Consider the following 11,821-nt stretch of genomic DNA (forward strand, 5'->3'; position numbering starts at 1 on the left):
TATATCACCAATTTATATATATTTTAATATAAATTTTTTATATATAATTTCTACTTGCAAACGATTTGCAACAAGGTATATAATTATTTTAGTTATGTATGGATTTTTATAAATATCTATTATTTTTACAATAATTTGTTAATAATCTATATAGTTAATATATTTACTTTATATAATCCAATAGCCTTAATTAATTTTCAGGAGGACATTTTATGATTGAAATAAAAAATTTATGCTTTTCCTATACTAAATCTTTGCCATATATTTTAAATAATATAAACTTGAACATTAAAAAAGGCTGCTATATTTCCATTTTAGGTGAAAATGGCAGCGGTAAAAGTACTCTCATTAAACTGATACTTAACTTGATAAGACCTACTTTAGGAACAATTGATATATCCACTAAAAAAATAGGCTATGTTCCTCAAATGCTAGATAATTTCAATAGTTCCTTTCCAATAACTGTAGGTGAAATACTTAAATGTCATAGATCAGCTCTAAAAATAAAGAATTCTAAATGTATAGATGAAACTCTTTCCATTGTTAAAATGGATACTTTGAAAAATAATTTAATTGGGGAATTATCAGGGGGTCAAAAGCAAAAGGTATTTATTGCCAGAGCTCTTATGGGAGAACCCGAACTTATGATTTTAGACGAACCCTCCACTGGAATTGATGTAAAAAGCCAGGGTGAGATATACTCGTTTGTGAAAAATTTAAATGAAGAAAAAGGTATAACCATACTTTCAGTAGAGCATAATCTACAGGCTGCTATTGAAAACTCAACTCATATATTTAAAATGGATAAAGGCAATGGTTGTCTGTTAACTATAAATGATTACCTAAGAACTACTAGGGAGGATTTAGATAATGTTAGAAGTTTTTCATCTTAGTTTTATGAGAAATGCATTTATGGCAGCTATATTAATATCTATATTATGTCCTTCTATAGGAGTATTTTTAGTTTTAAAAAGATATGCAATGGTAGGTGACACTCTTTCACATGCTTCTTTTGCTGGTGTAGCCATTGGCCTTGTATTGGGTGAAAGCCCCATAATATATGCCTTTATATTTACTTCTATCTGCGCTGTATTAATAGAACTTTTAAAAAACTATTATAGACAATATTCCGATTTAATATTACCAATTATACTTACCTTCTCTGTAGGAATTGCCATAACCCTTACCAGCAGCGGCAAAGCTCATGGCAATATTGAATCTTTCCTATTTGGAAGTATTCTTACTGTGGAAAAAAGTGACTTATACACTATTTTAATTTTAAGTATAATATGCGTTATTCTCTTAAAGATATTATATGAAAAGCTTGTATATATAACTTTTGATGAAAATGGTGCAAAAGTAGCCAATATAAATGTTAAACTTATAAATTATGTATTTGCTCTTCTAGTTGGTGCTTCTATATCTGTTTCCATAAGAATCATAGGAATCCTTGTAGTTTCTTCCATGGTGGCAGTTCCTGTAGCCACGGCTATGCAGCTTAATGGCAGCTTCAAAAAAACGCTTATTTATTCTGTTATCTTTGGATTTATAGATATAATTTTCGGTCTTATTATGTCTTATTATCTCAATTGTGCACCAGGTGGAACAATTGCACTGACCTCAGTTTTTGTACTTGTTACTGTTCTTATCGTTAAAATACTTGCAAAAGAAAAAGCATAAATACTTATTACTGAAAAAATATATGAAGATTTAGAATTATAAAATAATATACCACAATGAAACTCAACTAATAGCTATGTAGATTTCATTGTGGCTTTATTATTTTATCCGATAACTACCCACTCTAATACTCTCATCTACTTTAAACTAAAACAAATAATCTTTTCTCATTATTTGTTAAAATACTGATAATAATAACACTGAATTCTACCATTATAAAGCTTTCTATTTTTATCAGCTTTTTTCCCAAACAGCTTTTGAAAATCCTTATAGGGTGTTATTACAAAAATAGACCAGTCATCCAGCTGTGAATATAATTTACCAAAGTCTCTATAAAGTTTTTCTAGTTCCTTCTGCTCCCCCATTCTCTCTCCATAGGGTGGATTTGAAATAATATAACCACCTTTTTTCTTAGAAGAGAACTCACTCATAGATAGTCTTTGAAAGGCAATAGATTCTGCAACTCCAGCCTTTACTGCGTTATCTTTAGCCGTTCTTAAAACCCAAGTGTCTATATCAGAAGCTAAAATTCTAAAGTTCTCTTTATTGATTGCTTTTCTAGCACCTTCACGAACTTGCTCCCACATCTTTTTATCAGCACCAGGCCAGGTTTCACATACAAAAGTTCTATTGAGTCCAGGTGCTATATTTTTTCCTATCATAGCTGCTTCTATTGCAATTGTTCCTGAACCACAACAAACATCTGCAAGGGTCTTAGAAGCATCCCATTTACTTATAAGCACTAGAGCTGCTGAAAGAGTTTCTTTTAGTGGTGCACCACCTGAATTCTTTCTATAACCTCTCCTGTGAAGTCCTTCCCCGGAAGTATCTATAGTAAGAGTTACTATATCCTTTAGCAATGCAACTTCTATTTTGTACTCTGGGCCATCTTCTGAAAACCATTCTCTATTATATTTCTTTTTCATTGCCTCAACTACGGCCTTTTTAACTATAGATTGACAATCTGGTACACTAAACAGCTTTGACTTTATGGATTTTCCCACTATATGCATATTGCCATTTACAGGAATAATATCTCCCCAAGGTACTGACTTTGTTCCCTGAAAAAGTTCTTCAAAGGTTTCAGCTTTAAAATTTGCTACTTGTATTAAAATTCTCTCTGCAGTCCTAAGCCATATATTTGAAATGGCTATATCCATTTCATCTCCAGTAAAAGTAACTCTTCCGTCTTCTACCTTAAGTTCTTCATATCCAAGTCCTTTAAGCTCTTTTGCAGTAATTGCCTCTATTCCAAAGGTGGTAGTTGCTATTAAAGTATAATCCATATATTTTTCTCCTGTTAGTTTAAATTAAGCACACTAGAAATATGCCCTATGTATTTTTAAATGTGTTATTGATCCATCCAGCCCTTGCCCTTAAACCAAAGATACATTATTACAGCTATTGCTGCCATTATTATCATTACTCCAAAGTAACCGTATTTCCAATCTAATTCCGGCATATATTTAAAATTCATACCATAAACTCCAGCAATAAAAGTTAAAGGAATAAATATAGTAGTTATAACTGTCAAAACCATCATATTTCTATTCATCTTAGCTGAGTTTATAGATAAGTAATTATCTCTTATATCTGCTGTCATTTCTCTACTGGACTCTATCATACTTGAAAGCTTTAAAAGATGGTCATATATATCTGAAAAATAGATTTTGTGATCATTGAAACTCTTTAACCTTTCAGAATTAAGTATCCTATATAACAAGTCCCTCATAGAATTTATGGTTTTTCTCAATACCAACAATTCTTTTCTTATCTCAAACACGTTACCTATTAAATCATATATAGACTTATCCTTTTCTTCATCTTCTATATTATCCAATACATCTTGAATTTTATATACTGACGGAAAAAAATTATCTACTACCTTATCTAGTATCTGATGTGCAATATATGTTGTCCCATTTCCCCAATCCCCTTCATTTCTATTAGCTTTCTCCCAAGCTTCATCTAGTTCAATCAACATGGATTTATGATAAGATACAACATATTTTTCACTTACAAAAACATCTACTTCTATTGGTTTCAAACTGTTTTTATCTAAAGCATTGAAAACAAAGAAATTATATTTATCATAATAATCCACTTTGGGACTATTTAAATTTGACATACAATCTTCTATGGCCAAGCTATGAAAATGAAAATAACTGCGAAGTAAATTGTCTTCAGTAGCTGTTGGATTATTAAAATCAATCCAATACCATTTAATATTTTCATTATCCAATTCCTGTAGGGTTAAATTATAAATGGGTTTTAAATCATTTGCAATAGCCAATATTCTAAGCAATTGAATCCAACCTTTCTTCTTAATGGTTAAATATTATTATAATAAGGCACATTCAAATATTGAAAAATCACCCATTTATATAATATACTATTAAGGCTTTCTCCACAATACAACATAGAATACAGAATTAAACTAATATCTTACTTAATATTTCATCTTCATCAATAATTCTCTTAGCAATTTCTACATTTTCCTTAACATGAATATAGGTATATCTATTAGGTTTTATAGAGGGTGCAATCTCCACAGCCTTTTTAAAATCATCTTTTTTCATTTTTAAAGTGGCTACATAGTTAAAAAAACCAGTATCCTGTAACACTTTAGTAATTCTCTTATATCTGTGCTTCTGTACTTTTGACATTATATAAGTTGCTATTCCCACTTGAACTCCGTGAAGCTGAGGAACTGTTAAAAAACTATCTAATGCATGCGAAATCAAATGTTCTGCGCCACTTGCAGGTGAACTATTCCCTGCAATCTCCATGGATATTCCATTCATAGTTAAGGAATCTACTAATTCTTTTAAAAATAAGTCATCCTTTATAGTCTCAAACTCTGTTCTTACAAAACTATTTACAGCTTTTTTTGATATCATTACGGCAAAATCATCTACTACGGTCTTTTTATTATCTTCTTCAAACTTCCAATCATACAATGCAGTTATATTGGAAACTAGATCCCCTACTCCTGAATATATGAATTTTTCAGGTGCACCTTTTATTACATCAATATCTACTATTATTCCATAAGGTGTCTTTGCAGGCAGCGATGTTCTTTTGCCCTTTAAAGTGAGAGAAGCTCCAGCACTGGCGAAACCATCATTAGAGGTAGAAGTTGGTATGCTTATAAAAGGTAATTTTCTTAAAAAAGCCATATACTTTACTGCATCAATTGCCTTTCCTCCACCAACACCAATTAATAAATCTACATCATTTGGTATCTCGAAGGCCTGTATACCTATTCCTTCAAAGTCTATATTTGTAACTTCTCCTATACTTGATATATCTATTCCCACATTTAATATTGATTTTTCTATTTTCTTTCCAAACAGTTCATATATACCTTCACCAAAGTATATAGACACTCTTTTAAACATACATTTTTCTATTATACTTCCTATATACTCTATGTTTCCCTTTCCAACTTCCAGTATAGATGGAATAGCTATTCTATGGGTACTTCCCTTCATTTGTTCCACCCCTTTATATATTTTTCTACCGTTGGCCATATCTCACTAAAATTTTTAAATTCAATGCACTCTTTATCTTCTTTTTTCAATAAATCCACTAAAACATCTTTGGCAAAGACTACATCTGCCAAAAGAGCTGCCTTTAAATCTGGCTCTGTATCTCCAGCATAAAAAATCTTATCATATTTTTGTTTTAATTTTTTTACTACCTTTAGCTTATCAATTCCGTATATCTCAGAATAAAATTCACTTTTTTCATCTAACACAAAATGTATTCCTTTATCTTTGTAAATAGCCTCATTGGAGTATATATCAACATCTTTAATTTCATTCTTATCAAATATTTTGTTAATGTAATAGCTAGTTCCAGCACTGATAACTACAAAATCTCCACCTGCTGCTTTAATTTTCTTTATAAATTCACCTGCATAAGGGTCAAATGAAATACTCATTATGTCTTCATCTATTTCTTTTTCATTTCTTCTTATATTTTTGAAGACATATCCTAAATAATCTACATCTTTTATTTTTTTACTTCTCCAATCCTTATACATCTGCATACATTCATCTTTTAGGTACTCATCCATTATTATTTTATAAAAATCCTTTTCAGTTAATGTTCCATCAAAATCCGATATAAATGCAAAGTTTAACATAACATCCTCTCCTTTAAGTTATTTTGTCTACTATTGTAATTTTTATTTATTCTATCAAATAAATTTTGCTATGGACTCAATTATCATTGCAGCTGGCACAAGCAGCAGCTGTGCTAGAATTGTACCTAGTATAAGTCCAAAAACTATGAAAATTATACATCTACTGAATTGAAGCTCACTGCATTCTCCTCTTATGACATCATCTGTCAGCATAGACGTATAGGGATCTATAAATATAGTTATAAGTATGGTTGATGCCCCATTTATGACTGGTGCTAAATTGCTGCAGGTAGTTCTAAGGTCGGGATTTAAACATCCAGCATAAAGGGCTGCCACTACACCTACAGTAGAAATTGAGCAAGCCATTATATTTAATATTATAATCTTTTTAGGAATCCTTCTTAAACTTTTTAATTGAGATATATTTTCCCTTTTAGGTTTAGATATACTTTTTTTAAACTGCTCTATTCCAGCTTTAGAAAAACTATGTACTAATAGTTTCGGTACAGATTTATACACGCTAAAGCTATTGACAGTTTTACTGAATAATTTTATAAAAGTTGGCATTAATATAGCTCCTACTATGGCTCCTATAGTAGACAAGGCTAATATCCATCTAAAAACATACAAAAATTCACCAGCTTGACCTACCCTTATACTTTCTTCTATGCTCTTAGACAATAGAGGAGCTTGAATTGTATTAGCAGTTCTAGCTATTAGAGAGAATATATTAAACACAGCAAAAGAAATTGCTATTCTTCCAGTCTTTATTCCAACAATTCTCACAGAATAGGATAGGGTGGATACTATATATATGACAAAAGTCAATATGGGCACAATAACTATGGCTACAGGCATTTGAGCACCTCCTAAATATTATCCCTTAAGTATTATCAGCTAAATAATAACACAAATATACCGGTTACTCTTTTGATACTTACCTATACTATAATTCTATATTTTATATGAAAATCCTTTAAAATAAAATAATGCAAAAGTATATTCTATACTCTTGCATCTAAAAATCCATATAAACAGAGTTCTTTGTTTCAGATGGAATTTTTTTCTCCAACTGAAACTTAGAAATCGTTATCCAGGGACGTAGCAGCCGTTATCTCCCACTTTGATAGAAGTTGGGAGTATTACGGATGGTAGTCATCGGATAAATTAATTTATCCCCTTTGAATTCATGTAATCAAATATCAATTTAAACAAATCCTTCGCCACAGGAGCCGCGGTTTGTCCAGCATAATACTTAGATTGATCTGGTTCATCTATAGATATAAGCATTGTAATCTTAGGATCGTTTTCCGGTGCCATACCAGCAAATGAAGACATATATTTTCCTGGTGCATAACCTCCGGTAGGGCTTGATTTTTGGGCTGTTCCAGTTTTTCCTGCTATATCAAGTCCAGGAACTTCAGCAGCAGATCCAACTCCATCAGTAACAACCTTTCTTAAATACGTCCTCAAAGTGCTGGCAATATTGGGATCAAGTATCTTTTTCTCTCCCAAATTATTATATGTGGTATCTACAACCGGCTTATTATTACTATCTGTATGCACAATTTCCTTCATTATATGAGGTCTAATCCAAGTTCCCCCATTTGCCACAGAGTTAAAAGCGGACAAATACTGCATTGCAGTTAATGAGATGCCTTGTCCAAAAGATATATTTGCTAAATCAACCTTGTTTACATTATTAATAGGTCTCACTATTCCAGTAGACTCACCAGGTAAATCTACACCTGTTTTCTGGCCAAAACCAAACAAATTTATGTACTTAAATAGCTTGTCTTTACCTAGCAATTCTGTACCCAGCTTTACAAATCCCACATTACTGGAATTCTTAATTATATCCTGAAAAGTTTGAGATGGAAATCCTGTTAGATTCCATTCATTAATACGAACACCATCTACCATTACATATCCTGGATCAGGAAATCTAGTGGCATCATTTACAACATTTTCTGCCATTGCAGCATAGGAAGTTATTACTTTAAATATAGATCCCGGTTCAAAGGTATTTTGAACTGCATTATTTTTCCAGGATGTAGCAATCTGTTCTCCAGTTTGATTTTTAGCTCCGTTAGGATTATTAGGATCATAATCTGGCTTATTTACCATGGCTAGTATTTCACCATTTTTAGGATTCATGACTGTAATTGTAACTGATTTTGCTTTATTATCTATTAAAGCTTTCTGTGCAGCTTGTTCTGCATATAATTGTATTGTCTGATCAATAGTCAAGACTAAATCCTTACCATTGACAGGAGCAATGTATTGCGAATTCTCATAAGGAAGCTGATTGCCTCGATTATCAGTTTCCAAAATTTTCTGTCCAGGGATTCCAGCTAATTCTTTATTATAGCTTAATTCCACTCCTGAAACACCATTTCCATCTGAATTTGTATATCCAAGAGTACTGGCAAGAAAATTATTATTTTTGTAAACTCTTTTTGAATCATTAGATATTATAAAACCAGATATATTTAATGCCTTAATTTTATCAGCCTGAGTTTTATCTATTTTTCTTGCAAGAGTAGCAAATTTAACAGGCATACCTTCAGGAGACTTTAAATATAATATATTAGATACCTGTTTAACAGGCATATTTAATATGGCTGATAATCCATTAGATAGCTGATCCATACTTATAGACTTAATTTTTAAAGCCTGCCTTAGTGTGTTCATATCTATATCAACTCTATATGCTTCCGAACTCACAACAAGCTCATTATCATTTCTATCAAGTATGCGTCCTCTTTCTGCTGGAACAGTTATCTGGCTTGTCCATTGTTGTAGAGCCTTAACTTTATAAAATTTAGAATCAGAAACCATAAGATAAAATAATCTTCCTATTACCAATATAAGCACTAATCCAAATAACATAAAAACACCTAAAAGTCTTTTATTTGTAAGGATTTTAGTGTTACTTTTTTTTGCTTTCAGCATACTCACTACCTTCCATGAATTATTACTTTAACCTTTTTCAACTTCTATTATTACATCTCTTATGTAGAGTATACATATTATATATGTTTTACTCTGCAACACATATATATTAAAATTCTATTATTAAAATTACACTATATTAATAAATAATGATATCACATATATGTTAAAATTTAAAGTGCCATTTGTAGACTAAATCTTACAAATATATGAATAAGTATTTAATTTTTATTATTATTTTTAACTTTATCTACCATGAAAATTGTTAGTGGAACAAATACTAAAGCTGCTATAAAAAATGCATTGGCAAGTCCAAACTCTTCCCCTATAAAGCCTACTGATGGGAAAATAGTAACCATAAATATACTAAAGCATAAGGAATCAAAAGATAATATAGTTATAAAAAATGAAATAAGCCTGACAAATCTAAATATTGATTTATAGGCTTACAGGAGTGTACATCCAATACATTTAAAAAATTCAACTAAAAAGCTCTATGGTATAAAACCACAGAGCTTGAAAATCTATATTATTTAGCTTTAACTAGTTTTAAAGCCCTTTCAAGAATATTATCTACAGTAATTCCAAATTCTCTATACAATATATCTCCTGGTGCAGATGCTCCAAAATGGTCTATAGCTACTATATCTCCATCTAAGCCCACATACTTGTGCCATCCAAAGGATGCTGCTGCCTCTACTGCAATTCTATTTCTCACCTTCTTAGGAAGAACACTGTCCTTATAGTCCTCATCCTGCTTATCAAATATTTCTAAACAAGGCATACTTATTACTCTGGCAGCTATACCTTTTTCCTCTAATAATTTTGCTGCTTCATAAATGTATTCCACTTCCGAACCTGTTGCCATAAGAATAATATCCGGTGTTTCCTTAGAACTTTCTTTTAATATATATGCTCCCTTTAATGCATTCTTTGAACTCTCTTCATATAGAGGAAGGTTCTGCCTTGAAAGTATCAAAGCCGTTGGCCCATCGGTTCTGCTAATAGCTGAATACCAAGCTGCAGCTGTTTCCTTAGAATCTGCTGGCCTAAATACATGGAAATTAGGTATACTTCTTAAAGCAGCTAATTGCTCTATTGGCTCATGTGTTGGTCCATCTTCTCCAACACCAATACTATCATGAGTCAGTACATAGACTACAGGAAGCTTCATTAATGCTGAAAGTCTCATAGCACCCTTCATGTAGTCACTAAATACAAAGAAGGTTGAAACAAAAATTTTAAGTCCCCCATGCAATGCTATACCATTTCCAATAGCTGCCATAGCATGTTCTCTAACTCCAAAATGAAGATTTGCACCACTTTTATCTTCTTTAGAAAAATCTCCTTTATCCTTCATATAAGTTTTAGTTGAGGGAGACAAATCTGCCGAGCCACCTATTAGATTTGGTACAAATTTAACAAGTCTGTTTATAACCTCACCTGAGGAAACTCTTGTAGCTGATTTCCCCTGAAATTTCCAAAAATCCTCTTCCTTTAAAATATCTGATGCAATACCATCTGAATACCATATTTTCCATTCATCTGCCAGCTGTGGATATTCATTTTTATAATTCTCAAAAAGCTTGTTCCATTGAATTTCTTTTTCTGCTCCAGCTTTTTGTAATGTTTCCATATGGTCTCTTACTTCTTTTGAAACATAGAATTCTCCCTCACCCTGCCATTTTAAAAATTCTTTTGTTTTCTTTAAGTTTTCTTCACCTAAAGGCTCACCATGAGCGCCTGCAGTACCTTGCTTTGGGGATCCATATCCAATTTGAGTTTTTACTATTATAATGCTTGGTTTACCATCTTCAGCTTTTGCTGTTTCAATAGCCTTTGTAATAGACTGAATGTCATTTCCATCTTCAACCTTTATAACCTGCCAGTCATAGGCTTCATACCTTTTAGCTACATCTTCTCTAAAGGCAATATCAGTACTTCCTTCTATGGATATATTATTGGAATCGTACAATACTATAAGTTTACTGAGTCCTAATGTACCAGCTAGAGAAGCTGCTTCACTTGAAATTCCTTCCATCATACAGCCATCACCAGCTAAAGCAAAGGTATAATGGTCTACCACTTTGTAATTAGGTTTATTAAATTTACTTCCAAGATATTGCTCAGCTATAGCCATACCCACTGCATTGGCTATTCCTTGCCCAAGTGGTCCTGTAGTAACTTCAACTCCTACTGTATGACCATATTCAGGATGGCCTGGAGTCTTACTTCCCCATTGTCTAAAATTCATTAGATCATCTACGCTAAGGCCATATCCAAATAAATGAAGTAAAGAATATAGCAGCATGGAACCATGTCCTGCGGATAGTATGAATCTATCTCTATCTTCCCAGTTTGGATTTTTAGGATTATGCTTCATTTCTCTACTCCATAGAGCATAGGCCATTGGAGCTGCTCCTAAAGGCAATCCCGGATGTCCTGAATTTGCCCTTTGAACCCCTTCTGCTGATAATATCCTTATAGTATTTACTACTTGTTGATCTAAATTGTTCATTATCTTTCGTCACCAAAAATCTATAAAACTACACGAAGATATTATAAGATCTATAAATTTGGTAACTCCCTCCTCTTTTATCTGTTTTGTATTTTTGATATTGTCTTGAAAAAGTTCTAACCTATTCTTTATCCCTTGTGTTGACTATTATGAAAATTAAAATTCTCTTTATATACTATCTAATATACTACCTAAAATTACTGGTTATTTAAATAGATTTTTAAAATTTTTAAGATATTTTTAATTATATCTTGTTAATATTTGCATTTATATATTCAGATATATTCAAATAAATAGCTTCATTATTAATATTTGTAAATAAGTGTTACAACTTTAATAGAATATCTATTTTTTTAATTTTCAAATATTTTATAATTTTACATGTAAACCATTAAAAATTTTGTAAAAATTTCTTTACCATTCTACCATTTAATGGTTATTCGTCTTTTTCTTTGTTGTATTTTGTTGCAAATTGTATCATTATACCTGTGAAATTTATTTTTACATTAATATAATTC

10 protein-coding genes are annotated in these 11,821 nt (G+C 31.5%); 3 read left to right on the top strand and 7 right to left on the bottom strand.

Going from position 1 to position 11,821, the window contains the following annotated elements; translation table 11 throughout:
• Positions 1-212 precede the first annotated feature (212 nt).
• Positions 213-893 carry a metal ABC transporter ATP-binding protein gene (locus ABF633_RS19835; protein ID WP_415526291.1) on the top strand — a complete coding sequence of 227 codons (681 nt, stop codon included), beginning with the start codon at positions 213-215 and terminating at the stop codon, positions 891-893.
• Complete coding sequence (locus ABF633_RS19840; RefSeq protein WP_415526293.1) at positions 871-1,680, top strand: metal ABC transporter permease; 810 nt, start codon at positions 871-873, stop codon at positions 1,678-1,680. The genes ABF633_RS19835 and ABF633_RS19840 overlap by 23 nt, the downstream gene beginning before the upstream one ends.
• Positions 1,681-1,850: 170 nt before the next feature.
• On the opposite strand, the gene ABF633_RS19845 is transcribed toward ABF633_RS19840, so the two are convergent.
• The 6 genes from ABF633_RS19845 to ABF633_RS19870 form a co-directional block, all read right to left on the bottom strand.
• Positions 1,851-2,966, bottom strand: coding sequence for a THUMP domain-containing class I SAM-dependent RNA methyltransferase (locus ABF633_RS19845; protein WP_415526295.1), 1,116 nt, complete (start codon positions 2,964-2,966; stop codon positions 1,851-1,853).
• Between the two features lie 65 nt (positions 2,967-3,031).
• Complete coding sequence (corA, locus tag ABF633_RS19850) at positions 3,032-3,985, bottom strand: magnesium/cobalt transporter CorA (protein WP_415526297.1); 954 nt, start codon at positions 3,983-3,985, stop codon at positions 3,032-3,034.
• Positions 3,986-4,112: 127 nt separating this feature from the next.
• On the bottom strand, positions 4,113-5,174 hold the full coding sequence (locus ABF633_RS19855; RefSeq protein WP_415526299.1) for an iron-containing alcohol dehydrogenase family protein: 1,062 nt from the start codon (positions 5,172-5,174) through the stop codon (positions 4,113-4,115).
• Positions 5,171-5,830: an MtnX-like HAD-IB family phosphatase gene (locus tag ABF633_RS19860; RefSeq protein ID WP_415526301.1), complete on the bottom strand. Its 660-nt coding sequence runs from the start codon at positions 5,828-5,830 to the stop codon at positions 5,171-5,173. Before ABF633_RS19860 ends, ABF633_RS19855 begins: the two co-directional genes overlap by 4 nt.
• A gap of 54 nt (positions 5,831-5,884) precedes the next feature.
• Positions 5,885-6,688 carry a lipid II flippase Amj family protein gene (locus tag ABF633_RS19865; protein ID WP_415526303.1) on the bottom strand — a complete coding sequence of 268 codons (804 nt, stop codon included), beginning with the start codon at positions 6,686-6,688 and terminating at the stop codon, positions 5,885-5,887.
• 309 nt (positions 6,689-6,997) lie between these two features.
• Positions 6,998-8,785 (bottom strand): penicillin-binding transpeptidase domain-containing protein, encoded by a 1,788-nt coding sequence (locus ABF633_RS19870; RefSeq protein ID WP_415526305.1) that lies wholly within the window; start codon positions 8,783-8,785, stop codon positions 6,998-7,000.
• A gap of 255 nt (positions 8,786-9,040) precedes the next feature.
• Here ABF633_RS19870 and ABF633_RS19875 point away from each other — a divergent pair, with 255 nt between their 5' ends.
• Positions 9,041-9,229 carry a hypothetical protein gene (locus ABF633_RS19875; RefSeq protein ID WP_415526307.1) on the top strand — a complete coding sequence of 63 codons (189 nt, stop codon included), beginning with the start codon at positions 9,041-9,043 and terminating at the stop codon, positions 9,227-9,229.
• A gap of 85 nt (positions 9,230-9,314) precedes the next feature.
• Here the strand turns inward: ABF633_RS19875 and tkt are convergent, their stop codons facing one another.
• Complete coding sequence (gene tkt / locus ABF633_RS19880) at positions 9,315-11,303, bottom strand: transketolase (RefSeq protein WP_415526309.1); 1,989 nt, start codon at positions 11,301-11,303, stop codon at positions 9,315-9,317.
• Positions 11,304-11,821: the final 518 nt, after the last annotated feature.

Source organism: Clostridium sp., from assembly GCF_047718555.1.
Taxonomy (GTDB): Bacteria; Bacillota; Clostridia; order Clostridiales; family Clostridiaceae; genus Clostridium_I.

Coding starts and splice junctions, on each gene's coding strand:
- ABF633_RS19840 (WP_415526293.1), top strand. CDS start 871: ATGTTAGAAGTTTTTCATCTTAGTTTTATGAGAAATGCATTTATGGCA.
- ABF633_RS19855 (WP_415526299.1), bottom strand. CDS start 5,174: ATGAAGGGAAGTACCCATAGAATAGCTATTCCATCTATACTGGAAGTT.
- ABF633_RS19860 (WP_415526301.1), bottom strand. CDS start 5,830: ATGTTAAACTTTGCATTTATATCGGATTTTGATGGAACATTAACTGAA.
- ABF633_RS19865 (WP_415526303.1), bottom strand. CDS start 6,688: ATGCCTGTAGCCATAGTTATTGTGCCCATATTGACTTTTGTCATATAT.
- ABF633_RS19845 (WP_415526295.1), bottom strand. CDS start 2,966: ATGGATTATACTTTAATAGCAACTACCACCTTTGGAATAGAGGCAATT.
- tkt (WP_415526309.1), bottom strand. CDS start 11,303: ATGAACAATTTAGATCAACAAGTAGTAAATACTATAAGGATATTATCA.
- ABF633_RS19835 (WP_415526291.1), top strand. CDS start 213: ATGATTGAAATAAAAAATTTATGCTTTTCCTATACTAAATCTTTGCCA.
- ABF633_RS19875 (WP_415526307.1), top strand. CDS start 9,041: ATGAAAATTGTTAGTGGAACAAATACTAAAGCTGCTATAAAAAATGCA.
- ABF633_RS19870 (WP_415526305.1), bottom strand. CDS start 8,785: ATGCTGAAAGCAAAAAAAAGTAACACTAAAATCCTTACAAATAAAAGA.